This is a genomic window from Mitsuaria sp. BK041, assembly GCF_014193085.1.
Classification (GTDB): domain Bacteria; phylum Pseudomonadota; class Gammaproteobacteria; order Burkholderiales; family Burkholderiaceae_C; genus Roseateles.
In genome coordinates, this window is sequence record NZ_JACHYT010000001.1 from 3,339,755 (window position 1) to 3,366,610 (window position 26,856).

Annotated in this window: 20 protein-coding genes; 10 read left to right on the forward strand and 10 right to left on the reverse strand. The window is 70.3% G+C overall.

Translation table 11 applies throughout. From position 1 onward, the window contains the following. The first annotated feature begins 12 nt into the window (after positions 1-12). Positions 13-903, forward strand: coding sequence for a maltose ABC transporter permease MalG (gene malG, locus FHT38_RS14070; RefSeq protein WP_091732632.1), 891 nt, complete (start codon positions 13-15; stop codon positions 901-903). A 16-nt stretch (positions 904-919) separates the two neighbouring features. Here the strand turns inward: malG and FHT38_RS14075 are convergent, their stop codons facing one another. Beyond that, positions 920-2,179 (reverse strand): type II toxin-antitoxin system HipA family toxin, encoded by a 1,260-nt coding sequence (locus FHT38_RS14075; protein WP_183492137.1) that lies wholly within the window; start codon positions 2,177-2,179, stop codon positions 920-922. Further along, entirely contained in the window at positions 2,176-2,499 is a 324-nt protein-coding gene (locus FHT38_RS14080; RefSeq protein WP_255488688.1) for a helix-turn-helix transcriptional regulator, read from the reverse strand. Before FHT38_RS14080 ends, FHT38_RS14075 begins: the two co-directional genes overlap by 4 nt. 397 nt (positions 2,500-2,896) lie before the next feature. On the opposite strand from FHT38_RS14080, the gene FHT38_RS14085 reads away from it, so the two are divergent. From FHT38_RS14085 to FHT38_RS14105, 5 genes are all read left to right on the forward strand, one after another. After that, complete coding sequence (locus FHT38_RS14085; protein ID WP_183492139.1) at positions 2,897-5,194, forward strand: phosphoesterase; 2,298 nt, start codon at positions 2,897-2,899, stop codon at positions 5,192-5,194. A 17-nt stretch (positions 5,195-5,211) separates the two neighbouring features. Beyond that, a complete protein-coding gene (locus FHT38_RS14090) occupies positions 5,212-6,624 on the forward strand; it encodes a cytochrome c peroxidase (protein ID WP_183492140.1) in 1,413 nt (470 codons plus the stop codon). Positions 6,625-6,638: 14 nt separating this feature from the next. Continuing rightward, entirely contained in the window at positions 6,639-7,301 is a 663-nt protein-coding gene (locus FHT38_RS14095; protein ID WP_221213991.1) for a hypothetical protein, read from the forward strand. 8 nt (positions 7,302-7,309) lie between these two features. Further along, positions 7,310-8,212, forward strand: coding sequence for a 2OG-Fe(II) oxygenase (locus FHT38_RS14100; protein WP_183492142.1), 903 nt, complete (start codon positions 7,310-7,312; stop codon positions 8,210-8,212). 75 nt (positions 8,213-8,287) lie between these two features. After that, positions 8,288-10,459, forward strand: a complete 2,172-nt coding sequence (locus FHT38_RS14105; RefSeq protein ID WP_183492143.1) for a glycoside hydrolase family 13 protein — start codon at positions 8,288-8,290, stop codon at positions 10,457-10,459. 79 nt (positions 10,460-10,538) lie between these two features. Here the strand turns inward: FHT38_RS14105 and FHT38_RS14110 are convergent, their stop codons facing one another. Beyond that, on the reverse strand, positions 10,539-11,465 hold the full coding sequence (locus FHT38_RS14110) for a LysR family transcriptional regulator (protein WP_183492144.1): 927 nt from the start codon (positions 11,463-11,465) through the stop codon (positions 10,539-10,541). Positions 11,466-11,649: 184 nt separating this feature from the next. On the opposite strand from FHT38_RS14110, the gene FHT38_RS14115 reads away from it, so the two are divergent. Next, complete coding sequence (locus FHT38_RS14115; protein ID WP_221213773.1) at positions 11,650-12,603, forward strand: glyoxylate/hydroxypyruvate reductase A; 954 nt, start codon at positions 11,650-11,652, stop codon at positions 12,601-12,603. A 38-nt stretch (positions 12,604-12,641) separates the two neighbouring features. Here FHT38_RS14115 and FHT38_RS14120 read toward each other — a convergent pair whose 3' ends face one another. Both FHT38_RS14120 and glk read right to left on the reverse strand, forming a co-directional pair. Next, positions 12,642-15,437: a TonB-dependent receptor gene (locus FHT38_RS14120; RefSeq protein WP_221213774.1), complete on the reverse strand. Its 2,796-nt coding sequence runs from the start codon at positions 15,435-15,437 to the stop codon at positions 12,642-12,644. Between the two features lie 329 nt (positions 15,438-15,766). After that, a complete protein-coding gene (gene glk / locus FHT38_RS14125) occupies positions 15,767-16,777 on the reverse strand; it encodes a glucokinase (protein ID WP_310737377.1) in 1,011 nt (336 codons plus the stop codon). Between the two features lie 405 nt (positions 16,778-17,182). Between glk and FHT38_RS14130 the strand changes: the two genes are divergently transcribed. After that, complete coding sequence (locus FHT38_RS14130; RefSeq protein WP_091732595.1) at positions 17,183-19,096, forward strand: glucokinase; 1,914 nt, start codon at positions 17,183-17,185, stop codon at positions 19,094-19,096. 21 nt (positions 19,097-19,117) lie between these two features. Here the strand turns inward: FHT38_RS14130 and FHT38_RS14135 are convergent, their stop codons facing one another. The 4 genes from FHT38_RS14135 to FHT38_RS14150 form a co-directional block, all read right to left on the reverse strand. Beyond that, positions 19,118-20,230: a TIGR03364 family FAD-dependent oxidoreductase gene (locus tag FHT38_RS14135; RefSeq protein WP_183492145.1), complete on the reverse strand. Its 1,113-nt coding sequence runs from the start codon at positions 20,228-20,230 to the stop codon at positions 19,118-19,120. A 107-nt stretch (positions 20,231-20,337) separates the two neighbouring features. Continuing rightward, positions 20,338-22,083: a putative 2-aminoethylphosphonate ABC transporter permease subunit gene (locus FHT38_RS14140; RefSeq protein WP_310737378.1), complete on the reverse strand. Its 1,746-nt coding sequence runs from the start codon at positions 22,081-22,083 to the stop codon at positions 20,338-20,340. Further along, a complete protein-coding gene (locus tag FHT38_RS14145) occupies positions 22,080-23,138 on the reverse strand; it encodes an ABC transporter ATP-binding protein (RefSeq protein WP_183492146.1) in 1,059 nt (352 codons plus the stop codon). The genes FHT38_RS14140 and FHT38_RS14145 overlap by 4 nt, the downstream gene beginning before the upstream one ends. Positions 23,139-23,193: 55 nt before the next feature. Beyond that, positions 23,194-24,243 carry a putative 2-aminoethylphosphonate ABC transporter substrate-binding protein gene (locus FHT38_RS14150; protein ID WP_183492147.1) on the reverse strand — a complete coding sequence of 350 codons (1,050 nt, stop codon included), beginning with the start codon at positions 24,241-24,243 and terminating at the stop codon, positions 23,194-23,196. A 135-nt stretch (positions 24,244-24,378) separates the two neighbouring features. On the opposite strand from FHT38_RS14150, the gene FHT38_RS14155 reads away from it, so the two are divergent. Both FHT38_RS14155 and FHT38_RS14160 read left to right on the forward strand, forming a co-directional pair. Continuing rightward, a complete protein-coding gene (locus FHT38_RS14155) occupies positions 24,379-25,242 on the forward strand; it encodes a LysR substrate-binding domain-containing protein (protein WP_183492148.1) in 864 nt (287 codons plus the stop codon). Positions 25,243-25,312: 70 nt separating this feature from the next. Beyond that, positions 25,313-25,897: a PH domain-containing protein gene (locus FHT38_RS14160; protein ID WP_183492149.1), complete on the forward strand. Its 585-nt coding sequence runs from the start codon at positions 25,313-25,315 to the stop codon at positions 25,895-25,897. Between the two features lie 87 nt (positions 25,898-25,984). Here FHT38_RS14160 and FHT38_RS14165 read toward each other — a convergent pair whose 3' ends face one another. Next, on the reverse strand, positions 25,985-26,758 hold the full coding sequence (locus FHT38_RS14165) for a class II aldolase/adducin family protein (RefSeq protein WP_183492150.1): 774 nt from the start codon (positions 26,756-26,758) through the stop codon (positions 25,985-25,987). Positions 26,759-26,856 lie beyond the last annotated feature (98 nt).

Consider the following 26,856-nt stretch of genomic DNA (forward strand, 5'->3'; position numbering starts at 1 on the left):
GGAAGCCCGGACATGGCGATCGTTCGAGGCAAACAGGCGCGCTGGCGCGTCGTCGCGGCGCATGCGCTGCTGTGGGTCTTCCTGGCGGTGACGCTGTTCCCGCTGCTGGCGGTGGTGTCGATCTCGCTGCGGCCGGGCAACTTCGCCACCGGCAGCCTGATCCCCACGACGATCAGCCTGGAGCACTGGCAGCTGGCGCTGGGCATTCCGTACCAGGCGGCGGATGGCTCGCTGGTGCAGCCCCCGTTCCCGGTACTGACCTGGCTGTGGAACTCGATCAAGGTGGCGACGATCTCGGCGCTGCTCATCGTGGGCATCTCGACGACGGCGGCCTACGGTTTCGCGCGGCTGCGGTTCCCGTTCAAGGGCGGCATCCTGAACAGCATGCTGCTGCTGCAGATGTTCCCGCCGGTGCTGGCGCTGGTGGCGATCTACGCGATCTTCGAGACCATCGGCAGCTTCGTGCCCTGGCTGGGCATCGAGACGCACGCCGGCGTGATCGTGGCCTACCTGGGCGGCGTGGCGACGCACATCTGGACCATCAAGGGCTACTTCGAGACCATCCCGGTCGAGATCGAGGAGAACGCCAAGGTCGACGGCGCGTCGCACTGGCAGGCCTTCCGGCTGGTGCTGCTGCCGATGGCGGTGCCGATCCTGATGGTGGTGTTCGTGCTGGCCTTCATCGGCTGCATCATCGAATACCCGGTGGCGTCGGTGCTGCTGCGCGAGGAGTCCAACCTGACCCTGGCGGTGGGCTCGAAGTACTACCTGCACGACCAGCGCTTCCTGTGGGGCGACTTCGCCGCGGCGGCGGTGCTGTCGGGGCTGCCGATCACGGCGGTGTTCCTGCTGGCGCAGCGCTGGATCGTGTCGGGGTTGACGGCGGGCGGGGTGAAGGGCTGACGGGCGCGACGCGCCGTCAGCGCGCCCGCCGGTACTCGTGGTGGGCGGCGAATGCCGCCGCGGTGGACGCGATGTCGGCCGCGGCGATGCGCGCCCGCCGCGCTTGCGCGCGCCAGTCGTCGACAGCAGTGGCCACCTCCTCGACGAGGGCGTCGCCGCGCTCCTGGCTCAAGCCGTAGAAGACCGCCGTGGCGCTGACCGTCGCCAGGCTCGGACGGTTGTCCACGTCATCGATGTTGAGCACGTGCTCCGCCTTGTCGACGTTCGGATTGATGTCGAAGGCCGGCGCCAATCGCCAGCCTTCCTTGCTCAACAGGAATCCGTGATTGCGCAGGTGGTCGTCGCGGTTGCCGACGGCCACGTTGAACGCAACCCGCCGGAACAGTTGTTCCAGGTCGGTCGCCACATGGTCGACCGCGCCGCGCTGGCGGATGAACTGGGCGAGCTCCAGGTAGCTCGTCCCCTCGCTGCGCTCCTTGCCCAGCAAGGTCATCGCTGACGCATAGAAGCGCCGCATCCCCGAGGCGCGGTCGAAGCGCTGCACGCAGAACGTGTGGAAGTCGCCCGTCAGGCGCAGCGCCTTGGCCTGCGGCACCTCGATGCCGGCGCGGCGCGCCAGGCCATGGACGAGGTGCTCCCAGGCACCGATGTCGCGATCGTCGTCCCGCGCAGGGAACTTGCCGATCCAGGCCGAGCCGTCCGCGTCCGTGAAGTTCGCCTTCGGTCGGACGCCCCCCAATGAGGCGCCCGGCGCCACCAGCACCGCCAGCCAGCGACGCAGGGCGCCCAGGTCGTCGATCCGGCGGCTGGTGAGCTCGATGGCCACCGCCTCGAGTTCGCGCAAGGTGGTGACGGGCGGTGCCGCCCGTTCGTCGTTGTCGAGGAAGGCGTCGCCGCCGACCGGCCGGAAACGCAGCGCGCCCTGTCGCGTCACGTCCTGCACACCGATGAGGAAATCCCACGCGTACAGGGTGCGTGCGGCGCGCCGCTCGTCCTTGGCCTGCAGTGCCTCGCGGCGTCGCATGAGCGTCTGGCCCCACCGATCCGGCGACGAGTCCAGGAAGATGCCGAAGTTGCCGGTCTCCGGCTTCGGGAAGAACGCGTTCGCATCGAGCGTCAGGCTTGGATCGAGCGAAAAGGCACGAGCATCCTTGAGCCACGCGCGCTCATAACGGAAGCGCACCTGCCCGCGATCGTGGGACAGCGTGCCCACAAGGACCGCCGGCCCCAGGTCGTCATCCAGCCAGACCTCCAGCACCTCTTCCCGCTTCGTCATGGTGTCTCCTCGTCCGAGGACGGGGAGTGGGCGCCGGACCTGCGCGCGGTTCGCCGGCGAGGTGAAGCGGCCGCACGATCGAGCGCGAGGTCCTGCAGGCGTCTGCCCACGTGATCGTCGGCCGCCAGTTGGTCGAAGTCCTGGTCCAGCCCCAGCGCGGCCAGCACGCGCAGACAGGTGCCGAGGGTGATGCCAGGGTCGCCGAGCTCGACCTTGTAGAGCGTGGTGCGCGAGATGCCTGCGCGCGCCGCGATCGCCGCGCTGCTCAACTGGCGACGAAGGCGGGCAAGGCGGATGCGCTCGCCCAGTCGGGCAAGCATCCGTTGCTCCTGCGGGAAAATTATCGGCGGTTTGCTTGGCATGTTCATCATTCTAGACATGAGGCGCACTATTTGTCCAAAATGATGAACATACGGGACCGATATGAGGCGGGGCACGAGACGGAGTCCTATCGCATTTGCACAGCGCCTTCAGCCCATACGGCTCTCCGTTCACCTCGCGCCAAGCCCCGTGCGAGCCACGAGCCATTCCGCCCCGTCGCGCCGCTTCACCAAACTTTGCGAAACGCGCCAGGCCCGATGCCGCCTGGGTTCTCACGCGTCCTTGACGCCGGGTGACACGGATCCGTCATGCGTGATTCCTAGAGTGCGCCGCGTTTCGGGCCGGCCCCTGCCCGGGCCACTCGAACCCGCCATCGCCACCACTCCAGGACGCCCCATGCGACCCAGCAAATCCACCGCGCTGAACGCCTCGCTCACCCTGATCGCCGCCGCCATCCTGGCCGCCTGCGGTTCCGACAACGACGGCCCGTCGACGCCCAGCGTCACGATCAGCGGCGTCGTCACCGCCGCCAGCTTCACGCCCGGCAGCGCCACGGATCCCACCCTGGCGCCCGCCTACTACGTCGGCGCCAAGGTCTGTGTCGACGCCGACGGCAACGGCGTCTGCGATGCCGCCGAGCACCCGGTCGTCACCGATGCCCAGGGCCGTTTCTCGCTGACCGTGCCGGCCAATGCCGCGCTGATCGCCGACATCGGCACCGACGCCATCGTCTCCGCCACCGGCGCCAAGGTCGCCAGCCGGGACGTGCTGCGCGCCTCGCTGGACCAGGTCCTCGACCAGGCCGGCCAGGTCGTCATCAGCCCGCTGTCCTCGGAAGTGCAGCGGCTCGTCGAGGCCAACGGCAGCAGCTACGCCGTCGAGAAGCAGACCGTGGCGACGCGCATCGGCGTGTCGCTCGACAAGGTGCTGGCCGACGTCAACACCGTCAGCGGCGCCGACCAGGCCGCCATGCTGGCCGAGTCCAAGGCCCTGGACAACCGCTTCACCTACGCCATCACCAAGCTCGACCGCGGCGACCTCTATCCCGACGCGCTGGCCGTGCCCGGCGGCGATCCGCGCCTGGCCGGGGCCGCCAACGTCAGCGCCTCCACCGCGCCCAGCGGGACCGACACCCGCGCGAAGATCACCTTCGCGCAGGCGCAGCAGGCGGCCTTCAACCTCGAAGGCATCCCGCGCTACGACCATCTCTTCATCGTGATGCTGGAGAACAAGGCGACGCTGTCGATCAAGGGCTCGCCGTGGGCGCCCAAGATCAACGCGCTGCTGGCCAGCGGCAACCAGCTGACCAGCTACTACGCCACCGGCAATCCGTCCGAGCCCAACTACACCGCGCTGGGCGGCGCCGACGACTTCGGCATCACCGACGACAGCCAGTGGAACTGCGACGCCACCGGCCCGAACGCGGTCCAGGATCTGCCGCTGCCCGACAAGACCCAGCCGGGCCTGGCCAGCTCGCCCTTCAACGCCAGCTGCACGCAGGCCGCGGCGGTCAACCACAACATCGTCGGCAGGCCCAACCTGTTCAACGCGATCGCGGCCGCCGGCATGACCTGGCGCACCTACAGCGAGTCGATGAACCCGGGACAGGACTTCCGCACCGACAGCGTCGCCGATGCCGCGGTCACCGCCGCGGACAACGTCTACGCGCCCGGCACCCTCAACGGCAACACCAGCGCCGTCGGCAATGCCGCGCTGACGCTGCCGATGCCCGCCGGCCTCTACAAGACCAAGCACCACCCGGGCATGGCCTACCAGAACGTGCGCAGCGCGCCGGAGTTCAAGTACAGCAACCGCACCATGGGCGGCGGCCAGTGGGACGCCAACCTGAAGAACAGCAGCGCGTATGCGATGCCCGCCAACTACGACATCGACCAGCTCGGCACCGACCTGGCCAGCGGCAAGGTCGGCACGCTGAACTTCCTGGTGCCCGACCAGTGCGACGACATGCACGGCATCAGCGTCGTGGGCAAGCTGGCGGGCGGCGGCACCGCCACCGCCAGCGACTGCGGCAGCGTCGCCAACAACGTGGCGCCGACCGCGGCGGCCAACATCATCACGCGCGGCGACAACTACGTCGACGCGCTGGTGAAGAGGATCCAGGCCTCGCCGCTGTGGAAGAACCCGGCCAAGCGCGTCGCGATCGTGCTGATGTTCGACGAAGGCAACGCCACCTCAGGCTTCAACTCCTGCTGCGGCTGGAACGTCTCCAACAGCGCGGTGTCCAAGCCGCTGGTCGTCGATCCCAAGACCGGCGCGGTCACGGTGGACGCCAGCATCAACAACTACACCAAGGGCAACCGCGGCCACGGCCAGAGCATCTTCGGCATCCTGACCAACCAGACGGGCGCGCCCAAGGGGGTCTCCGACGGCGATGCCTACAGCCACTTCTCGTTCGTGCGCACGCTGCAGGACATGTTCCAGCTGGCGGACCCGGCGGTGGATGCGTCCTACATGAACCGCTCGAAGTACACCGAGAAGTTCATCGCCGCCAACATCCTCAACCTGCCCGAGTACGCCGGCAGCGCCGACACCCACTTCGACGCGGTGCGCGCCATCAACCACGCCTGGCAGGCACCGGCGAGCTATACGCAGAAGCAGTCGGCCGACGTGAACACGCCGGCGCAGATCGGCGCCGACGCGGTCCAGACCAATGTCTGGGCGCTGACGAAGTAAGCCCGGCGACGCGCGCGATGTCCCGGCGAGCCCTCCTCTCCTCCGCCCGCGCGTCGCTGGCGGCCCTCGTGGGCGCCGGCACGTGCGTGGGCCTCGGCGCGTTGCTCGCGGCCTGCGGCCCGTCCGGCGAGGCGACGCCGGCGGGCCCGTCGGCCAGCGCCACCGCGGCCGCTCCCGACAGCGTCGGCACGGCGCTGAACCCGGCGACCCCGCTGAGCCTGGCGGCGCAGGTCGGCCAGAAGATGTTCTTCGACACCTCGCTGTCGGCCTCCGGCCGCATGGCCTGTTCGACCTGCCACGACCCGAAGCATGCCTATGCGCCGTCCAACGACCTGTCCGCCCAGCTGGGCGGTCCGGCGATGAACCAGACCGGCACGCGAGCCGTGCCGTCGCTGCGCTACAAGGACGCGACGCCGCCCTACGCGGACCTGCTCGACAACCCCGATGGCGTCAGCGTGCCGGGCCCCGGCGGCGGCTTCGCCTGGGACGGCCGCGCGGCCACGCTCGCCGAGCAGGCCGGCCTGCCGCTGCTCGATCCGCGCGAGATGGCCAACGCCAGCCGCGCCGACGTCGTGAAGCAGTTGCAGGCGGGTCCCTATGCGGCGCTGTTCCGCCAGGCCTTCGGCGCGCAGGTCTTCGACGAGGTGGACCGCGCCTTCGCCGCCGCGGGCCAGGCGCTGCAGGCCTTCCAGCTCGAGGACGTCAGCTTCCATCCCTACTCCAGCAAGTTCGACCTCTACATCGGCAACAAGATCGGCGGCGTGCTCACGCCGGCCGAGGCCCGCGGGCTGAAGGTCTTCGCCGATCCCAACGGCGGCAACTGCGCGTCGTGCCATTACCAGGGCGCCGGCCTGAACGGCAGCACGGCGCTCTTCACCGACTTCTCCTACGAGGCCATCGGCGTGCCGCGCAACGCGGCGCTGCCCGTGAACGCGGACCCGGGCTACGTCGACCTCGGCCTGTGCGGCCCGGCTCGCACCGATCACCCGCCGACGCCGGGCAACCGCTTCTGCGGCATGTTCAAGTCGCCCACGCTGCGCAACGTCGCTTCGCGGCGCAGCTTCTTCCACAACGGCATCTTCCATTCGCTCGAGCAGACGATCCGCTTCTACAACACGCGCGACACGATGCCGGAGCTCTGGTACCCCACCGTCGGCGGCCAGGCCAAGGCCACGCCCGATCCGGACTTCCCGGGCTACGGCCTGATCACCACGCAGTACGTCGGCGGCCAGGTGCGCAAGTTCGACGACCTGCCCGCGCGCTTCGTCGGCAACATCGACACGCAGATGCCGCTGGACGGCCGCCCCGCCCACAGCAAGCCGCCGATGTCCGAGCAGGACATCGCCGACCTCCTCTGCTTCCTCAACACGCTCAACGACAAGGACGTCCAGCCGGCCGAGCCGCCCAAGCCGGGCGCCTGCACGTCGTGATGCGTCGCTTCCCCATGACCAACGCCTTCCTCTTGCGCCGCGCCACCGTGTCCATCGGCCTGATCGCGAGCGCGCTCGTCCTGAACGCGCTCAGCGGATGCGCGCGCTCGGCGGCACCTTCCTCGGACCAGTTCGCCGCGGCGCTGAAGGACTACCTCGCCCAGCGCGGCGACCTGTGCCTGGCCAAGACCGACTGGCCCATCGACCTGACGCAGCACGAGATCGACACCGGCGCGCGCAACGCGCTGCAACTGCCGGTCCTGGAGCGACTGGGGCTGGCGAGCTCGACGGTCGCCGACGTCGATGTCAAGGACGATCAGGAGATGCCGCACCGCATGAAGGTCCGCCGTTATGCGCTGACCGAGGCGGGCCGGCAGTTCTACCTGACACGGGAGCGAGCCACGCCGGGCGGCGGCCGGCAGACGGTCGGCGACTTCTGCGCGGCCAGGCTGAGCCTGGACCGGGTCGTCCATTGGGAGCTGGCCGGCGAAGGCGGGGACCGGCTGGCGACGGTCAGCTACACCTACCAGGTCAAGGCCGCGCCCTGGACCGCGGACGCCGAGGTGCAGCGGGTCTTCCCCGTCGTCGCCCAGGTCATCCGCGGAGCGGGCAGCGCGCAGTTGCAGGAGCGGTTCCGGCCGACGGCGACCGGCTGGGTCGCGGTGGACCTGCCCTGAGCGCCGCCATGACGAGCGTCGTGCGCTTTCCGTCGGCCCTGGGCGATTGGGTCCGTCGACACCTGGACGACGGCGTGTCGCCCGATGAGCTGTGCCACGCGCTGCGCGAGCGCGCCATCGCGCCGGAAGCTGCGCAGGCGATCGTCGACGGCTTCGTCCGCGCGCGCCACGGCCACGCGCCGATGCCGGTCGATCAGGTCGTGTTGCCCTCGCTCGCGGCGCCGATCGGCACGCCGCTGCCGCCGTATCGCCAGGGCAAGCCGCGCCTGCGTCCCGGCACCTCGATCGCGACGCATGACCGCCTCGTGCGCGTCGCCGCACGCGCGGCGCAGCCGCTGCTGGCGGTGCTGAACGGCGTGATCGATGCCGAGGAATGCGAGCAGCTCATCGCGCTGGCGCGCCCGCGACTGCGGCCCTCGACGCTCGTCGATCCGCACACCGGTCGCGACGTGGTGAGCGGCTTGCGCAGCAGCTTCGGCATGTTCTTCCGGCGCGCCGAGACGCCGCTGATCGCGCGCCTGGAGCGGCGCCTGGCCGAGCTGATGAACCTCCCGGTCGCGCATGCCGAAGGCCTGCAGGTCCTGAACTACCCGCCGGGCGCCGGCAGCGCGCCGCACTACGACTTCCTCGTGCCGTCCAACCCGGCCAACCAGGCCTCGATCGAGCGCAGCGGCCAGCGCGTCAGCACCTTGGTGACCTACCTGAACGACGTGCCCGCCGGCGGCGAAACGGTCTTCCCGGCGGTCGGCTGGGCGGTGTCGCCGCAGCGCGGCCACGCCGTCTACTTCGAATACACCAATGCCCAAGGGCAACTGGACCACGCCTCGCTGCACGCCAGCGCGGCCGTTGTCCAGGGCGAGAAATGGGTCGCGACGACCTGGATGCGGGAGCGCCCGTTCGTGAGCGCGTAGGCCGGAGGGACGCAAGCCCGAAGAAGGGCTGACCCCGAGGGCTCTCGCCTCGAATCCGAGGTAGCGTTCCCGGCCATGCACGCCTCCTTGCCACGCCGACGCGCGCCGCTCGCGTCCCTCCCCGCCGCGCTGCTGACCGGCCTGGCGGCCACGCTGTACGCCACCGGGCCGGCGCTGGCCGCGCGGGCCGACGAGGCCGGCCCACCTCCAGCGATGCCCACGCCGAGCGCTTCGGGCGCCTGCGCCGCGTCGCTGGGCGCCGTCGCGGCAAGCCTGCGCTACGACTCGCGCCTCGCCGCCTTCAAGACGCCCTTCGGCGCGCAGCCGGCCAAGACCTGGATCGAGTTCCAGCTGACCGCGCTGCCCGGCGTCGAGAAGCTCGAGCTGGTCGTCGAGCGCCGCCGCGTCGAGGGCAACGAGGACCTGATCGCCTATGCCGAGGAGGCGCGCGTGCCGCTGCACAAGGCCGGCACCGCCGAGGGCCGCGAGCGCTGGAAGGCCCGACACCGCTTCGGCGCGGCGGGCGTCTACGGCTACTACTTCATCGCCACGATCGACGGTGCCCGCTACGTCGTCCAGAACAACGCCGACCCGATCCACTGGACCAAGGAGAAGGGCTCGATGGGACCGGCCAGCATCGCGCCGCTGCCCGAGGGCCCCGATGCCAAGGGGCCGTTCTCGATCCGCCGCTATCGCCAGACCATCCACGCGTCCGACTTCGCCGTCCCCGACTTCGCGCGCGACCTCATCTACTACTACGTCTTCCCCGAGCGCTTCCGCAACGGCGACACCTCCAACGATCCGCAGGTCGGCCAGGCCCGGTACCAGGACCACGGCATCGAGCGCCATCCGCGCTGGCTGGACCGCCCGTACAAGCCGGGCAGCGGCGACGGCTCGGACGCGGTCTACAACAACGACTTCTTCGGCGGCGACCTGGCCGGCCTCATCGACAAGCTCGATGACCTGCGCGAGCTGGGGGTCAACGCGCTGTACCTGACGCCGGTCTTCCAGGCCGCCAGCAATCACAAGTACGACACCGGCGACTACAAGCGCATCGATCCGGCCTTCGGCAGCAACGACGACTTCCAGCGCCTGACCAGCGAGGCCGGCAAGCGCGGCCTGCGCGTGATCCCGGACACCTCGCTGAACCACGTCGGCGCGGACTCGCCCTACTTCAACCGCTTCGGCAACTTCCCGGCCGGCGGCGCCTTCGACAACGGCAAGCCCAACCCGGCCTCGCCCTATGCGAGCTGGTTCCGCTTCGACCTCTCCCGGCCCAAACCCGACGACCAGTACGCCGCCTGGATCGGCATCAAGGACCTGCCCGAGCTGGACAAGTCCAGCCGCGCCTTCCGCGACTACGCCTTCGGCCGGGACGGCGTGATGCAGTTCTGGCTGGACCGCGGCGCGGCGGGCTGGCGCATGGACGTCGCGCCCTGGGTGCCGGACGATTTCTGGCGCGCCTGGCGCATCGCGGTCAAGCGTCACCAGCCGGAGGCGCTGACGATCGCGGAGACCTGGTTCGACGCCAGCAAGTTCTTCCTCGGCGACACCTTCGACGCGACGATGAACTACATCTTCCGCAATGCCGTGCTGGACTTCGCGGCCGGCGTCAGCGCGGAGCGCGCCTACCAGAACCTGGAGCTGCTGCGCGAGTCCTATCCGCCGCAGGCGCTGTTCGCGTCCATGACGCTGCTGTCCTCGCACGATCAGCCGCGCGCGCTGCATCACTTCGGCGTGCGCGACGACAGCCCGCCGGAGAAGGTCGCCGACGGCAAGCGGCGCCTGCTGCTGGCGATGTTCTTCCAGATGAGCTACCCGGGCGCGCCGACGATCTATTACGGCGACGAGGTGGGCCTGGGCGGCGGCGAGGACCCGTACAACCGTGCGCCCTACCCCTGGGCCGACGAAGGCGGGCAGCCGGACCTGGCGCTGCGCGCGCAGGTCAAGCGGCTGGTCGGCCTGCGGCAGTCGCAGCCGGTACTGCGGCACGGCAGCCTGTCCGCGCCGCTGTGGCTGGACGAGCACGTGATCGTGCTGCTGCGCCAGGATGGCCACCGCAGCGCGATCGTGGCGATGAACAACGCGACCGAGCCGATGCGGGCGACCCTCGCGCTGCCGCCGGCGCTGCGCGCCACGCCCTTCATCGACGCGCTGACACCCGGCGCGCCGATGAAGGCGGCGGGCAACGGCCAGTTGCTGATCGAGATCGGCCCGCTGAGCGGGCGGGTGCTGGTGGGCGATTGAGTCCGGCCGGGGATTGAGTTCAGCAGCGCGGCGCGCTCCGCGGGGTGATTGGCGCACGAGGCGCACGGGGCGCATCTGATCAGGCAGGCGGGGACTCGGCGATGGTCCGAAAGAGGCCACCCAGCGAATCGATCAGCGTGGCTGCGAGCGCGGTCTTCTGGCGCCCCTTCTTGCTGACGACGAAGAAGTCGACGGACACCGAGGGCTCGACGAGCGTCTGTATCGCCACCTGGTAGCGCGCGCAGGCCGGTGCCACGAACGCCGGCAGGGTGGCCACGCCGTGTCCCGCTTCGACCATGGCGATCATGGCCTGGATGTTCTGCAGCGCCCCACCACGCGTGGGCGCCAGGCCAAGGCGACGCAGCTGCGCATCCGCGAGCTTCTGGATCGGGTTGTCGACAGGCAGCGTGAGCAGGTGGTCGTCCGCCAGCGCGGACCAGCGCAGCGTCCGCCCGTTGCCGGCCTTCCGGCCGCTCCCCTTGAGCGGACGGGCACCCACGCGGACCATCGGAAAAGTCGCCAGCAACTGGCGCTCGATGCCGACCGCCGGCTTGAAGAACGCGCCCAGGCCGAGATCGATCTCGCCCGCCTCGATGCCCAGCAGGATGTCCCGACGGTCGAGGTCTGCGACCTGCACGCGGACGCCGGGCTGTGCCTGGTGGAAGTCCTGAAGCCAGCGCGGCAGCACGCTGGTGGCGATGAGCGGTGTCGCTGCCAGCGTCACCTGCTGCTCGGCCTCGGCCGAGAGCCGCCCGATGCCGGTGGTGGCGCGCTCCCAGGCGGCCAGCATGCCGCGCACCGTGGGCAGCAGCAGCTCACCGGCCGGGGTCAGGCTGACCGATCGCGTGGTGCGATCGAAGAGACGCCCGCCCACCTGGGCCTCCAGATCCTTGAGCATCAGGCTGAGCCCGGCCTGGGTGACAAAGATCTCCTCGGCAGCGCGCGTGAAGCTGCCCAGTCGCGCGACGGCGAGAAAGGCCTGGAGCTGCCGCGTACTTATATTCATAAGCTTGGACTATTAACCGATTTGATAGTTTAACTTCCCCTATTTATCCCGCTGCGCTGCAATCGCTCTGCGGCCGCCCAGTATTGGCCCGAGTGAAGGAGGCGCCCCGCCGGCGCCCCCATGCCAGAGCACTCCTACTGAGGCCGACCAAGTTCATTCACGAAAGAACGCAAGCCACTCCCGCATGAGCAAGCTCCCCGCACGCCCCCCAAAGGTTTTGATGCTGCTGACATCGGACTTCGTCACCGCCCGCTACGAGGCGCTGCGCGCCCGCGCGCCGGATCTCGAGATCGTCACCGAGCTCGGCCCGCAGGCCGACCCCGACATCACCGCCCTCTTCACCTTCAAGCTTCCGGCCGGGATCGCGCCGCGCCTGCCCAACCTGCAGCTCGCGGCCTCCGTCGGCGCCGGGGCCGATGGCCTGCTCGCCGCGCCTGACCTTCCCGCGCACGTCAGGGTCACCCGCGCGGTCGAGCCGGGGCTGGGCCTGAGCATGGCCCAATTCGTCGCCCTGCAGGTCCTGCGTCAGTTCCGCTCGTTGCCCATCATGGAACGGCAGCACGCCGCCGGCGAATGGAAGCGCCTGCCGGTGCCCGACGCGCGCCAGGTCACGGTGGGGATCATGGGGCTGGGCTCGATCGGCGGCGTCGTGGCCGATGTGGTCGCCGCGCTCGGCTTCAAGGTCATCGGCTGGACCCGCTCGGATGCACGCGCCGCGCGCGTGCCGGTTTTCGTCGGGGAGGCCGGCATGGCGGCCTTCCTCGGCCGCTCCGATTTCCTGGTGTGCCTGCTTCCTGGCACCCCGCAGACCGCCCGTCTCCTGGACCGGTCACGCCTGGCGATGCTGCCTCCCGGCAGCTTCGTGATCAACGTGGCGCGCGGTGGCATCCTCGTCGAGGACGATCTGCTCGCCCTCGTGAACGAGGGCCACCTGAGCGGCGCCGCGCTGGACGTCTTCGCCACGGAGCCGCTGCCGCCCGACAGCCCGCTGTGGCGCCACCCCCGCCTGCTTGTCACGCCGCACATCGCGGCCCAGCCCTCCGTGGGTCCGGTCGTCGAGCAATTCATCGAGAACCTGCGGCGGCTCGCGAACGGGCAGCCGCTGCTCGACGAGGTGGACCGGCTCGTGGGGTACTGAGCCGCCTGCAGGAGAGCGGCTAAGAGATATTTCGGCGATCAGAACTTGTAAGTCGCCCCCAGCAGGAAGGTGCGGCCCCACTTGATGTACTCCAGCGGGCGGTCCTTGGTCTGCGCGTAGGTGCGGTAGGCCTCGTCGGTCAGGTTGTTGACCTGCGCCAGCAGCCCCAGCCCCTTCAGCGGACCTTCGGTGAAGTTGTAGCCGATCTGCGCGTCGACGATGCTCTCGCCCACCACGTAGCGCAGCGTGCGCGAGCCGTTGAAGTTGCCGATCTCGCCGATGAAGTCGGACCGCTTGCGCTGGCTGATGCGGAACTCGAAGCCGTTGGCCTCGTAGTACGCGGTCAGGTTGTAGACCCGCTTGGACAGGCCCGGCAGCGAGATCGGCCCGCTGCCCACGCTGCTCGCGCTGTCCGGATCCTTGATCGAGATGTTGCTGTCGTTGAAGGTCGCGCTGGCGACGATGCCGAAGCCGTTCAGCATCGGGCTCACCAGGTTGAGCGGCAGCGACGCCGTCAGCTCCAGGCCCTTGAGCTGGCCGCCCTGCCCGTTGTACGGGGCGGTGAAATCGCCGGTCAGTTGCGCCGGCGGCTGGCCCGGCTGCGGCACGTAGTCGACGACGAAACGCGAGAAGTCGTAGCCATCCACCGTCTGCTTGTAGATGTAGCTGCGCAGGTCCTTGTAGTAGGCGGCCGCGGCCACGTAGGCCTTGTTGCCGAAGTACTTCTCCCACGACAGGTCGACCGCGTTGGCACGCCACGGATTCAGCGTCGGGTTGCCGCCCGTGGCGCCCGGCCTGCCGGTCGTGCCGTTGACGCCGAACTCCAGGCCCGCGTTCATCTGCTCCACGCGCGGACGCGCCATCTGCTTGGCCAGCGCGAAGCGCACCGTCTGCTCGCCCGGCAGGCTCCACGACAGGTTCATCGAGGGCAGGTAGTCGGTGTAGGTCTTGCCGCCCTCGATCGGCTTCACGCCGCCCGCGTTGTTGTTGAGCGTCGCGTCCCAGTAGTTGGACTGCGAGGACTGGTCGGTGCGCACGACCTGCAGGCCGATGTTGCCGCGCATCGGCACGCCGAAGGTGGTCGCGTCCAGGTTGCCCTTCAGGAATGCGGTGGTCGTCTTCTCCTTGACCTGCCAGGCCTTGGGGATCAGGTAGCTGGCCGTCTCCGTCGGCGCGAAGGTCATGTAGCGGCCGACCGCGCCCGGCACGTTCCACGCCGGGATCAGGCCCAGGCCGGCGAAGCTCAGGTCCACCGGGCGGTATTGCAGGTCCGGCGCGATCGCGGTGTCGCCCTGCGCGCCGACGTTGATGTTGCCTTCCGGCTGGCGCTTCTTCTTCGAGCGGTCCGCGTAGTTCAGGCCCGCCTCGAAGTCGGAGAACAGCCCGGAGGCGAAGTCGGGCGCCGGCAGGTTGCCCACCAGCTTGAAGCCGGTCAGCTCGTCCTTGACGCTGGGCACCTTGCCGTAGCCGGAGCCGTAGATCGTGTTCTGCAGCAGCAGCTGACTCGGATCCGAATAGTTGCGCAGCCCCGGCACGATCTGCGAGAAGCCGCCGGTGCGGAAGGCCAGGCCCACGTTGTCCAGCGGCCAGTCGGTCGCGGAGGCCCGCGCCAGCTGCGTGTTGTTCTCCAGGCTCAGCTCGTTGCGGGTGGCGCGCGAGTAGTTCACGTCGGCCATCAGCGACAGGCCGCTCTCGAACTTCAGCTTGTTGTTCCAGCCCGCGGCGACGATCTTGTCGTCGCGCTTGTTGTACATGCCGCGCACCAGCGGATAGGCGTTCAGCAGCGTGCCGCCGGTCTGGGTGCCGTTGTCGTTGACGGTGGGGTTCGACCAGTTCAGGCCGGCCGGCGGGTTGTTGCCGTTCCAGCCCAGGTTCATCTCGAACTGGTTGGCGGTGTCGACCTGCTTGGCCTTGGTCCAGAAGCCGTCGACGACGCTGGTCCAGTTCTGGCTCGGACGGAACTCGATCGTGCCCATCAGCGCGTCGCGCTCGCTCTTGCCGGTGCGGCGCAGCGCCTTGATGCCGCCGGAGTTGTAGGTGCCCGCCGGCAGGCCGGTGCGGCCGGTCTGGTCCCAGGGCTCGTAGAAGCCGACCTGCTCTTCCTGGACCGGCGTCTGCTGGTGCGCATACCCCAGCGACACGCCGATGCTACGGTTGGCGAACTGGTCGATGTAGCTGGCGCTCAGGCGGTTGCCGGTGGCGCTGGCGTCGGCCGCCTTGCCCAGCGAGTTGCGCTGGCCGCGGGCGTTCAGCGTCACCACGCGGCTGCTGAAATTCAGCGGGCGGACCGTCTGCATGTCGATCGTGCCCGACAGGCCCTGGCCGACCAGCCCCGCTTCCGGCGTCTTGTAGACCACCACGGCGCTGAGCAGCTCCGAGGGGTACTGGTCGAACTCGACGCTGCGGTTGTCGCCGGTGGAGACCAGTTCGCGGCCGTTGAGCAGGGTGGTGGCGAAGTCCGGCGACAGGCCGCGGACCGAGATCACCTGCGCGCGTCCCGCGACGCGCTGGGCCGACAGGCCGGGCAGGCGGGCGATGGACTCGGCGATCGACACGTCGGGCAGCTTGCCGATGTCCTCGGCGGAGACGGCCTCGACGATCGCGTCGGCATTCTTCTTGACCGAGATGGCGGCCTCGATGCCGCGGCGGATGCCGGTAACGGTCACCGTCTCCAGCGTCTTGTCGGCCGCGGCCTTGGCGGCGGCTTCCTTGTCCGTTTCGGTCTGGGCCTGCTGCGCCTGGGCGGCGCCGGCCATCAGGGCCAGCGTCACCAGGCAGCCGGCGGCGACCGGCTGCACACGGAACAGCTCGCGGGGGGCGTGCGATGTCTTCATTGGGTTTGTCTCCTGTAGCTCTGGCTGCGCTCGAGCGTCTTCTGGCGCTCGCTGGCTCGTCCTGCGGGGCACTGCGACCGGGAGGTTCACGTTGCAGGGACCACGGAACCCCTTGTTCGGAAAGAATTCTGTACTAAAACTAGATCACCCACCTAGTTCTCGCAAACCCTGGCGCTATTGAGTTAGCCGATTTATGGTGTGAAAACGACGAATAGACTGCGGGTTTCCACCGATAAAGCCGCAAAATGAGCAACGGAAATGAAAAACGGCGACCGCGCGGGTCGCCGTTTTGGCTTGGTGATGTAGCTGTACTACAGCATGGCGCTTCCTCAGCGCACCGACTGCTCCAGCGCGAAAGCGGCGCCGGCCAGCGCGGTCAGGGTGTCGGTGATCAACACGCAGGGAACGGCCGCCAGGTAGGAGGCGAAGCGCCCCTTGGCCTCGAAGCGCTCGCGGAACGGCGACTCGAAGAAGCGATCCCCCAGGCGCGGCACGATGCCGCCACCGATGTAGACGCCGCCGCGCGCGCCCAGCGCCAGCGCGACGCTGCCGGCGAAGCTGCCCAGGAAGACGCTGAACTGCGTCATCGTCCGCGCGCAGATCTCGTCGCCCCCCAGTGCCCGCTCCACGATCTGCTCCGCGGTCAGGCGCTGCGCCGGCGGCTGGCCCGCCACGGTCGCGACCGCGGCATGCAGCGTCGGCAGGCCGATGCCCGACAGGAAGCGCTCGGCCGACACATGCGGGAACTCGCGCCGCGCGACGGCGAGCAGTTCGCTTTCGTAGTCATTGGTCGGCGCCAGGGTCATGTGACCGCCCTCCCCCGGCAGCGCGATCCAGCCGCCCGAGGTCTCGATCACGCCGCCGACGCCCAGCCCGGTGCCAGGCCCGATCACCGCCAGCGTGCCGCGCGGCGTCGTCAGCGCGGGTCCCGGGACCGCGGCCACCTGGTCCGGCCGCAGGCCAGGCAGCGACAGCGCCAGCGCCTCGAAGTCGTTCAGCAGCCGCAGCTCGTCCAGGCCGAGGTCGGCCTGCAGCTGGCTGCGGGAGAAGGTCCAGTGGCTGTTGGTCAGCTCGATGCGGTCGCTCTTGATCGCGGTCGCCAGCGCCAGCGACGCCCGCCGGGGCCGCGCCTGAATGCCCAGACCGGCGAGTTCCTTCAGATAGGCCTCGGCCGCCGCGCGCAGCGATTCATATTGAGCGACCGGCAGCTTGCGCACATGCTCGACCGACTTGCCGGGGCCGTCGACCCACGCGAAGCGGGCATTGCTGCCGCCGATGTCCGCCACCAGCCACGGATACCCCGCGGCGCCCGTCGTCGCCACACCCTGATCTGCTTGCACTGTGCTTGTCCTGCTTGTTCGGCTTGTTGAGGCGCACCCCAAAGGTGCGCCGGAGGCCGCCTCGGAGGCGGAATCCGCGCAAGGTAGCAAAACTACAGCAATCACACAAGAGCACTGTCACCCGGTCGCACTTTTCGCGACGGTGGCCATGACGCAATCACTCCGATTTCGTTGGCAAGCGATTGTCACCAATCACTTTTCCCTCCCCATCCATGCCACCGACGGCCCTGAAAATCACTGTAGTCTCACTACAGCACCACGCGCCAAGACCAAGGCGCGGCTAGGGGCGAACCCTTCCGGCGCTCCCGGGCGTGGAGGCCATAATCTCCCCTTCCCCGACGCCCCCGCGCCGCCTGGATTCGCCCGGATCCATGCCAGGCCCGAGGCGGCCAGCACCTCTCCTTCATGCGTGAATTCGACAGTCCCCGGCTGATCGCCGACATCGGCGGCACCTTCGCCCGCTTCGCCCTGGAGACCTCCCCGGGAGAGTTCGAGCACATCGCGCTGCTGCGCTGCGCCGAGCACGCCGACTTCCACGCCGCCGTGCGGGCCTTCATGGACCGCCTGCCGCGCCAGTTGCGCGTGGCGCACGCGGCGATCGCGATCGCCAACCCGGTCGAGGGCGACCAGGTGCGGATGACCAACTACCACTGGCAGTTCTCGATCGAGGAAGCGCGCCAGCGCCTCGGCCTGGACACGCTGGTGGTCGTCAACGACTTCACCGCGCTGGCGATGGCGCTGCCGCGGCTGCGGGGCGGCGAGATCCGCCAGATCGGCGGCGGCGAGCCGCGCGCCCACAGCGTGATCGGGCTGCTGGGCTCGGGCTCGGGCCTGGGCGTGTCGGGCCTGATCCCGGCGGGCGAGGGCTGGATCTCGCTGGGCTCCGAAGGCGGCCACACCAACTTCGCGCCGCGCGACGAACGCGAGATCGCGCTGCTGCGCTTCGCCTGGAACGAGTACGAGCACGTCTCCTTCGAGCGGCTGCTGTCCGGCCCGGGCCTGGAGCTGATGCACCGCGCGATGGCGGACTACCTCCAGCGCCCGTCGGAGCCGCTGAGCGCGCCGGAGATCACCGCCCGCGCGCTGGAGGCCACCGACCCGGTCTGCGAGGAGACGCTGGAGCTCTTCTGCACGCTGCTGGGCACGGCCGCGGCCAACCTGGCGGTGACGCTGGGCGCCTTGGGCGGCATCTACATCGGCGGCGGCATCGTGCCGCGGCTGGGCGAGTATTTCGACCGCTCGCGCTTCCGCGCCCGCTTCGAGGACAAGGGCCGCTTCTCCGACTACGTCGCCGCGATTCCCACCTTCGTGATCACCGCGGAGCACGCCACCTTCAAGGGCGCGTCGGCGATCCTGGAGGCGCAGCTGCGCAGCCTGCAGACCAGCGGCGGCGCGTCGGCGATCGTCGGCCAGATCCGCCGCGCGCGCGACGGCCTGTCGCCGGCCGAGCAGCGCGTCGCGGACCATGTGCTGGCGCATTCGCGCAAGGTGCTGAACGATCCGATCGCCGAGATCGCCAAGGCCGCCAACGTCAGCCAGCCGACGGTGATCCGCTTCTGCCGCTCGCTGGGCTGCGAGGGGCTGTCCGACTTCAAGCTGCGGCTGGCGTCGGGCCTGACGGGCACGGTGCCGGTCAGCCACACGCAGGTGACGCAGGACGACTCGATGGTCGAGCTCGGCGAGAAGGTGCTGGGCAACACCGCGTCGGCGATCCTGCAGGTGCGCAGCCAGCTCAACCGCGACATGATCGACCGCAGCATCGAGCTGCTGCTGAAGGCCTCGCGCATCGAGTTCTTCGCGATCGGCCATTACGGCGTGGTCGCGCAGGATGCGCAGTTCAAGTTCCTGCGCCTGGGCGTGGCCTGCAACGCCTACGTGGAGCCGCGGCTGCAGCTGCTGGCGGCGCAGACGCTCAAGCCGGGCGACGTGGCGGTGCTGATCAGCAGCAGCGGCAAGCTGCCGGAGCTGATCGCGGTGGCCGACGCGGCGCGCGAGCGCGGCGCCCATGTGGTGGCGATCACCGCCAGCCAGTCGCCGCTGGCGAAGAAGGCCGACGCGGCGCTGATCGTCGACCACGTCGAGGACGTCGCGACGCACCTGCCGATGATCAGCCGCATCCTGCACCTGCTGGTGATCGACATGCTGGCGGTGGGCGTGGCGATGCGGCGCGATCCGGCGGGACCGGCCGGCGCGGTGCTTGGCGCCGCGCATCCGGACCTGGACGAGACCGACGAGGACGGCCGCGTCAGCGCGCGCCGCGCGGCGCCGGGCGTCAGCCTGGCCTCGCCGCTGGCCAAGCTGACGGCGCACAGCCGCTAAGCGCCGGGCCGCCGGTGCCCCTCACCAGTCTGCGAGCACCTCTTCCGCCAGCCCGAACGCGGTGCTCGCGCCGGTGCCGCCGGTCACCATCACCAGCCGCGTGCGCGGGTCCGGCGCCTCCACCAGGCACGGCACCTCGGCGCTGACCGGGTACACGCCGGTCCAGCGCTCGACGATCTCCAGGGACGGCAGCGCCAGCTGCCGGTGCAGCTCGTCGAGGATCAGCCGGTCCACCGCCTCGCTGGCGAAGGGCGGCAGCACCGGCCCGTAGTGGTGCGAGTCGCCGACGACCAGCGAGCCGTCCGCGCTCTGCACCACGATCAAATGGATCCCATGCGCCAGCGCGTCGTGCCGCTCGGCCGACAGGCGCTCGAGCAGCGGCCGCGCCTGCGGCAGCGCCGCGTAGCCCTCGTAGCGCACCAGGCTCAGGTCGGCCATCAGCGCCGCATTCAGCCGGAAGCCCGCCGGGGGCTTCACCCGCAGCATCTGCAGCTGGCACAACGACAGCGCATGGGGCGTCCAGCGCTCGGCGAAGAGGCCGTGCAGTTCCGCGCCCGAGCACACCACCACGCGCTCCGTGTGGTAGCTCGCCCGCGACGTGCGCACGTGCGGGGCTTCGGCCTCGAGCGCCGATTCGCCGAAGCGGAATTCGACGCCATGCCGCTCGGCCAGCCAAGCTGCGATGCGCGGGATCGCCTCGCGCGACTCGACGCGCAGCTCGTGCGGGCTGTACAGGCCGCCGCGCAGGCCCTCGGCCCGCAGGCCCGGCTGCCGCGCCAGCGCCGCGGCGGCATCGAGCCGCTCGCAGCCCTCGCCCATCTCGGTGGCGAGGAAGGCCTCCAGGATCGCCTCCGAGGCCTCGTGGCGCGCGGCGACCAGCAGGCCGGCGTGCTCGATGCGCAGGCCGGCCTGCGGCGCGAGCTCGGCCCACAGCTCGCGCGAGCGCCGCGCGCGCCGCCAGTGCGCGCCGCGCTGCTGGCCGGTCACGGTGACGAAACCGAAGTTGCGGATCGAGGCGCCGATGCAGGCGGCATCGCGCTCGACAACGACGACGCGCCAGCCGCGCCTGGCGCCAGCCCAGGCATGAGCCAGGCCGACGATGCCGGCACCGACCACGAGGAGCTCACAGTTCATGGGAATGTCAGTCAAGTGAAGCAGTCTCTTCCGCTCGCGGGAGAGAGAGTTGGCGGTGGCGAGATGGGCGCGCAGGCGCAGCAGGGCACGTCATGTCATCCATGCCGCTACCGGGCGCGCCAGCGCTGCGTGCGCTGCACCAGCAGGTGGCCGGCCAGGCCGATGACGCCGCGCCCGATCGCCGCCGTCGCGAACAGCAGCGTCGCCATCGCCGCGGCTGGCGCGGTATCGCCGGCATCGTCCATGGCCAGCACCGCGACCGCCGCCAGCGCCGTGTCGGGCGAATACAGGAACACCACCGCCGACACCGTCGTCAACGCGCTCACGAAGAAGTAGCCCGCCACCTGCACCAGCGTCGGGATCGCGATGGGCAGGTGCACGCGCACCAGATGGGTCCAGAACGGCAGCCCCAGCGACTCGGCCACGCGCTCGTACTCGGGGTCGAGCTGGCGCAGCGCGCCCAGCTGCGTCAAGTGCGCCACCGAGTAGTAGTGCGCCACCGTGCACAGCACCAGGATGCCCAGCCCGCCATACCAGCCGCGCAGCGGATTCCACGGCGCGTTGAAGAACAGGATGTAGCCCAGCCCCAGCGCCAGTCCCGGCACCGCCATCGGCAGCGTCGCCATCGCATTCAGCAGCCCGCGCGCGGCGCGATGCCCGCGCGGCTTGTCCACCAGCCAGGCCACCGCGAAGCTCATCACCGCGCCCGCCGCCGCGGTCCACAGCGCCATGCGCAGCGAGTTCCCGTAGCTGGCCCAGCCGCCGCCATCGCTCATGTCGAACTGGTAATGCGACAGCGTCGGCGCGAGCCGGTACGGCCAGTACTGCGCGAAGGACGCATACACGGCGATGCCGAACACGCCCACCAGCGCCGCGGCGACGACCGCGCAATACAGCAGCGCGGCCAGGTCCCGCGGCGCATGCGGCGTGGGGACGTGCGGCACCGCGCGCAGGCTCAGCACCGCCCGCTGGCGCGCGCGCAGGCGCTGCTCCAGCGCGAAGGCCCCCAGCGCCGGCAGCAGCAGGAGCAGCGCCACCACGGCGCCGCGGTCCAGGCGCTGCTGGCCGACGACTTCCTTGTAGATGTCGGTGGCCAGCATCGGCGTCTGCCCGCCGACCACCTTGGGCACGCCGAAGTCGGTCAGCACCAGCACGAACACGACCACCAGTGAGATCAGCAGCCCGTAGCGGCTGGCCGGCAGGGTCACGGTGCGGAACACCCGCCATCCGCCCGCGCCCAGGCAGCGCGCGGCCTCCAGGGTCCGGGCGTCGCTCGCGGACAGTGTCGTGGCCAGGATCAGCATCGCGTGCGGGAAGGTCCACAGCACCGACCCCATCACGATGCCGGCCGGCCCGTAGATGCCGTCCACGCCGACCGCGTGCAGCACGCCCTTCAACAGGCCCTGATTGCCGAAGGCATAGACCAGCCCGATGGCCGCCAGCAGCGACGGCGCCAGCAGCGGCAGCAGCGCCAGCGCGCGCCACAGTGCCCGCGCCGGCAGCGCGGTGTGCGTCAGCGCCCACGCGTAGCCGTAGGCCAGCACGACGCAGACCAGCGCCGACACCGCCGACAGCGCCACGCTGTGCCGCAGCGCGCTCCAGCGACCGGTCGAGAAGTACGCGGCGAAGTGCGCGCCGCCGACGAAACGCCCCTGCCCGTCCAGCACGCTCTGCGCCAGCAGCGACACCAGCGGCAGCAGGATGATCAGCGTCAGCACGACCAGCGCCGCGGCCATCAGCCCGCGCAGCGCCCAGGCCTCGACGGGCCAGCGCCGAGCGGGCCGCTCCTGCGCCGCGCGCGGGATCGCCGTCCCCGACTCGCTCGCCCGCGCGCGCGCCGGTCCGCCGCTCACGCGACCCTCCGCATCGACAGCGGCGCGTCGAAGAGCTGGATCGCCGCGGCCGCCAGGCGCAGTCCGCGGACCTCGCCCTCCCGCAGGCCGGCGGCCTCGGCGCTGGGCAGCTCGACGCTCAACGCGCCGCCGAGCGCGTCGCTGCGCAGCAGCACCTGCGTCACCGCGCCCTGGAACTGGAGCGCGTCGACGCGCGCGCGCAGCATCGCGCCCGCGCCGTCGAGCAGCTGCACCGCCTCGGGCCGGATGCCCAGCCGCACCACGCTGCCGGTCTTGTAGACGCGCGTGTCGCAGTCGACCAGCGTGGTGCCCACGCGCACCCGGCCATCGGCCACCACCTGCCCCTCCATCCAGTTCATGCGCCCGATGAAGCCGGCCACCAACGCGCTGGCCGGCTGCTCGTAAAGTTCGCGCGGCGCGCCCTGCTGCGCGATCTGTCCGCGGGCGAGCAGCACCACGCGGTCGGACATCGCCAGCGCCTCGTCCTGGTCATGGGTGACCATCAGCGTCGTGATGCCCAGCCGCTGCTGCAGCGCGCGGATCTCGGCGCGCAGCTCCTGCCGCACCTGCGCGTCCAGCGCCGACAGCGGCTCATCCAGCAACAGCAGCCGCGGTCGCGGCGCCAGCGCGCGCGCCAGTGCGACCCGCTGCTGCTGGCCGCCGGAGAGCTGCGAGGGAAACTTGCCGGCCTGCTCCGGCAGGCCCACCAGCGCCAGCATCTCCGCGGCGCGCTCGGCCGCCTCGCGGCGCGGCAGGCCGCTCAGTCCATAGCGGACGTTCTCCATCGCCGTCATGTTGGGGAACAGCGCGTAGGACTGGAACACGACACCGAAGCGGCGCTGCGACGCCGGCCAGGCAGTGATGTCCTGCCCCTGCATCAGCACCTGCCCGAGCTCGGGGGTCTCGATGCCGCAGACGATGCGCAGCAGCGTGGTCTTGCCGCAGCCCGACGGGCCGAGCAGCGAGACGAACTCGCCGGCGCGCAGGTCCAGGTCGATGCCTTGCAGCACCGTCTGGGAGCCGAAACGCTTGGTGATCTGGCGCAGGTGCAGCATGGCTCGCCCGTGGTCCGTCATCCGTGGTGCGTGTTGGTCGGTGGCCCGGGCCGGATCACTTCTTCTCGGCCTTGGCCTCGTAGCGGCGCGACCACTCGGCCAGGATGCGATCCCGATTGGCGGCGGCCCAGCCGAAGTCGTTCTTCGCCAGCAGCTTGTCGAGGTCGGACGGCACGTACTCCAGCTGCTCCTGCACCGACGGCAGCGCCAGCACGGCGAAGTTCTTCGCGTACAGCTCATTGGCCTTGCGGGTCACCGCCCAGTCGGCCAGCGCCCGGGCGGCCTCGGGCTTGCGCGTCGACTTCATGATCGCGGTGGCCTCGACATCCCAGCCCAGACCCTCCTTCGGGAAGACGATGTCGATCGGCGCGCCTTCCTTCTTCGTCTTGTTGGCGCGGTACTCGAAGGACAGGCCCACCGGGAACTCGCCGGCGCCGGCCTGGCGGCAGGGCTTGGAGCCGCTGTGGGTGTAGACGCCGATGTTCTGGTGCAGCGCGTCCATGAAGGCCCAGCCCTTGGCCTCGCCCATCATCTGCAGCCAGGCCGAGACCATCAGGTAGCCGGTGCCGCTGGAGGCGGGATGCGGCATCGTCAGCAGGCCCTTGTAGACGGGCTGGGTGAGGTCGCTCCAGGCGGCAGGCCGCGGCAGGTTGCGCCTGGCCGCCTCGGCGGTGTTGAAGCAGACCGCGGACGACCACAGGTCCATGCCGACCCAGGTCGGCTGCGGCCGCGGGTCGCGCATGGTGGGGCGCACCTGCTCGAGGCCCTTGGGCGCGTAGGCCGCCAGCAGCCCTTCCTTGTCCAGCAGCATCAGCGAGGTCGCGGCCAGTCCCCAGACGACGTCGGCCTGCGGATTGGCCTTCTCGGCCAGCAGGCGCGCGGTGACGATGCCGGTGGACTCGCGCACGAACTTCAGCTCGATGGCCGGGTGGTCCTGCTCGAAGGCGGTCTTGTAGGCCTTGATCTGGTCGGCTTCGAGCGCGCTGTAGACCAGCAGTTCAGTCTTGCCCTGGGCGTGGGCCTCGGGGCTGGTCAGCGCGGCGATCACCGCCAGGCTCAGCGCGGCGGCGGTGTGGACGAGGGTCGAGAAGGACTTGAGACGCATGGGCGCTCCATGGGGGGATGCGGCACCCCGGTCGGGGTGATCGATGGGCGACACTGTAGGAATGGCATATGTCATTGACACGTCAAACGACCCAAGTTCCCGAAAGCCGGTATTGGCGGATTTGGGGTCGCCGTCATGCTGGTGAACCAGCTCAAGGCCTTCTTCGCGGTGGCGCGGCTGGGGTCGATCACGGGCGCGGCGCGGCAGCTGGGGCTGTCGCAGCCGACGGTGACGACGCAGGTCCGGGCGCTGGAGGAGCAGTACGGGGTGGAGCTCTTCCACCGCGGCGGCGGCCGGCTGACGCTGAGCGAGGCCGGCCGACGGCTGATGCCGCAGGTCGACACGCTGCTGCAGCAGGAACTGGACATCGAATTCGCGCTGCGCAACTCGGCCGAGCTGCAGGGCGGGACGCTGCGCCTGGGCGCGACGGCGCCCTACTACACGCTGACGCTGGTGCAGCGCTTCAAGGTCCGCCATCCGCGGGTGGAGCTGAGCGTGTCGGCCGGCAATTCGCGGCAGATGGTGGATGCGCTGCTCGCCTACCAGGTGGACCTGGCGACCTCCAGCCATCTGGAGGACGACCCGCGGCTGCACCGGGTGGCGCTGGGGGCCGATCCGCTGATGCTGCTGCTGCCGCGCGGGCATGCGCTGGCGCGGGCGACGGCGGTGCCGCTGGCGGCGCTGGGCGCGGAAACGCTGCTGATGCGGGAGCGCGGCTCGATGACGCGCGCGCTGACCGAGCAGGCGCTGGAGGCGGCGGGCGTGCGCCCGCGGGCGCAGATGGAGATCGCCAGCCGCGAGGCGCTGCGGGAGGCGGTGGTGCGCGGGCTGGGGGTCAGCATCTTCGCCGCGCACGAGACCGGGCGCGACCCGGAGCTGGTCGCCCTGCCCTTCGAGGCGCCGATGCCGATGGTGCGGGAGTACCTCTACTGCCTGCGCGAGCGGCAGGGCGCGCGGCTGATCGAGGCGATGCTGGGCTGCGTCGAGCCCGGCGGCTGAGGCCGCCCCGCATCCAGCCCACAATCGCCCGGCCGCACGACCTCACGCCCCCCCTCATCCGCAATCACCCATGCAAGACACCTGGTGGCAATCACTCGTCCAATGGACGCTCTGGGGCGCCGCGATGGCGCTCGTCATGGGCTGGATCGGTCGCAACCGGCTGAAGCCCCGTCCCGAGGCCGAGGCGCATTTGCTGCGCCATCCGATCAGCACGCTGGTGATCGGCGTCATCGGCGCGGTGTTCTTCTTCGGGCTCGCGATCATCTCCAACACCGTCGGCAAGAACCCCACCGCGACCGTCTGGACCACGCTCTGCTTCATCAGCCTCGGGCTGATGTCGGCGCCGATGATCCTGGACTACGTCTACGGCCGCCACCAGGTGTCGGAGGAAGCCATCGCCTATGGCCGCCTGCTCGGCCGGCGCGGCGTCATGCGCTGGGCGGATGTCCGGCGGATCCGCTTCTCGCCGGGCATGAAATGGTTCGTGCTGGAAGACCAGCAGCGCACTCGCGTGCGCGTCTCGGCGATGCTGATGGGCCTGCCGGAGTTCGCGCGGCTCGCGCTGGCGCGGGTGCCGCCCGAGGCCCTCGACGACCGCACCCGCACGCTGCTCACCGAGACCAGCCTGGGACGGCCACCGCGGGTCTGGGGCTGAGCCCGGCTTCTGGCGGCCCCAGGCGGACCCTGGCGGCCCCCGCTGGCCACGCGCCCAGCCGCCCCGCCGGCAGCGGGGCGTCGCGCTTCAGGCGTCGAACCCGGGGCACTGCCGATGCGCCTGCCGCAGCAGCGTCGGCCAGACGAAGGCACCGCCCAGGCCGCCGGTCTGCACCCGCATCGACTCGGCGGTGCCGCGGATGACCGCGTCGTCGACCGACGTGAGCGCCGCGCCGCCGGACTGCGCGGCGATCTGGATCTGGCAGGCGCTCTCGAAGGTGTACATCGACAGGAAGGCGTCGCCGATGGTCCTGCCCACGGTCAGCAGGCCGTGGTTGCGCAGGCAGTAGAAGATCTTGTCGCCGAGGTCGCGCTGCAAGCGCGGCTGCTCGTCCGGACGGATCGCGACGCCCTCGTAGTCGTGGTACGCCAGCGAGGCCAGCACGAAGGTCGACTGCTGCGAGATCGGCAGCACGCCGTCCTTCTGCGCCGACACCGCCACGCCGGCCCGCGTGTGCGTGTGCAGCACGCAACCCACGTCCGGCCGCGCCGCATGGATGGCCGAATGGATGATGAAGCCGGCCTGGTTCACCGGGAACGGCGTCTCCTGCAGCTTGTTGCCGAGCGCGTCGACCTTGATCAGGCTGGAGGCCGTGATCTCGTCGAACATCAGGCCGTAGGGGTTGATCAGGAACTCATGCGCGTCGCCGGGCAGCCGCGCGCTGATGTGCGTGAAGATCAGGTCGCTCCAGCCATAGCGCGCCACCAGCCGGTAGCAGGCGGCCAGGTCCACGCGCAGCTGCCATTCGGCGTCGCTGACCTGGCCCTTGAGCGATGGGATCCGGGCGGTGATGTCGTCCATGAACGCGTCTCCTGGTCGCGCCCGGCCCTTCATCGGGCCGGGTCCGCGGCGGATCGTCCTCCCGGACCGCCACCGCGGCTGTCGCGTTCAGGACAGCC

What these genes read in the sequence shown, in the direction of transcription:
- malG (WP_091732632.1), top strand. Translation starts at nt 13, where the DNA reads ATGGCGATCGTTCGAGGCAAACAGGCGCGCTGGCGCGTCGTCGCGGCG.
- FHT38_RS14075 (WP_183492137.1), bottom strand. Translation starts at nt 2,179, where the DNA reads ATGACGAAGCGGGAAGAGGTGCTGGAGGTCTGGCTGGATGACGACCTG.
- FHT38_RS14080 (WP_255488688.1), bottom strand. Translation starts at nt 2,499, where the DNA reads ATGCTTGCCCGACTGGGCGAGCGCATCCGCCTTGCCCGCCTTCGTCGC.
- FHT38_RS14085 (WP_183492139.1), top strand. Translation starts at nt 2,897, where the DNA reads ATGCGACCCAGCAAATCCACCGCGCTGAACGCCTCGCTCACCCTGATC.
- FHT38_RS14090 (WP_183492140.1), top strand. Translation starts at nt 5,212, where the DNA reads ATGTCCCGGCGAGCCCTCCTCTCCTCCGCCCGCGCGTCGCTGGCGGCC.
- FHT38_RS14095 (WP_221213991.1), top strand. Translation starts at nt 6,639, where the DNA reads ATGACCAACGCCTTCCTCTTGCGCCGCGCCACCGTGTCCATCGGCCTG.
- FHT38_RS14100 (WP_183492142.1), top strand. Translation starts at nt 7,310, where the DNA reads ATGACGAGCGTCGTGCGCTTTCCGTCGGCCCTGGGCGATTGGGTCCGT.
- FHT38_RS14105 (WP_183492143.1), top strand. Translation starts at nt 8,288, where the DNA reads ATGCACGCCTCCTTGCCACGCCGACGCGCGCCGCTCGCGTCCCTCCCC.
- FHT38_RS14110 (WP_183492144.1), bottom strand. Translation starts at nt 11,465, where the DNA reads ATGAATATAAGTACGCGGCAGCTCCAGGCCTTTCTCGCCGTCGCGCGA.
- FHT38_RS14115 (WP_221213773.1), top strand. Translation starts at nt 11,650, where the DNA reads ATGAGCAAGCTCCCCGCACGCCCCCCAAAGGTTTTGATGCTGCTGACA.
- FHT38_RS14120 (WP_221213774.1), bottom strand. Translation starts at nt 15,437, where the DNA reads ATGAAGACATCGCACGCCCCCCGCGAGCTGTTCCGTGTGCAGCCGGTC.
- FHT38_RS14130 (WP_091732595.1), top strand. Translation starts at nt 17,183, where the DNA reads ATGCGTGAATTCGACAGTCCCCGGCTGATCGCCGACATCGGCGGCACC.
- FHT38_RS14135 (WP_183492145.1), bottom strand. Translation starts at nt 20,230, where the DNA reads ATGAACTGTGAGCTCCTCGTGGTCGGTGCCGGCATCGTCGGCCTGGCT.
- FHT38_RS14145 (WP_183492146.1), bottom strand. Translation starts at nt 23,138, where the DNA reads ATGCTGCACCTGCGCCAGATCACCAAGCGTTTCGGCTCCCAGACGGTG.
- FHT38_RS14150 (WP_183492147.1), bottom strand. Translation starts at nt 24,243, where the DNA reads ATGCGTCTCAAGTCCTTCTCGACCCTCGTCCACACCGCCGCCGCGCTG.
- FHT38_RS14155 (WP_183492148.1), top strand. Translation starts at nt 24,379, where the DNA reads ATGCTGGTGAACCAGCTCAAGGCCTTCTTCGCGGTGGCGCGGCTGGGG.
- FHT38_RS14160 (WP_183492149.1), top strand. Translation starts at nt 25,313, where the DNA reads ATGCAAGACACCTGGTGGCAATCACTCGTCCAATGGACGCTCTGGGGC.
- FHT38_RS14165 (WP_183492150.1), bottom strand. Translation starts at nt 26,758, where the DNA reads ATGGACGACATCACCGCCCGGATCCCATCGCTCAAGGGCCAGGTCAGC.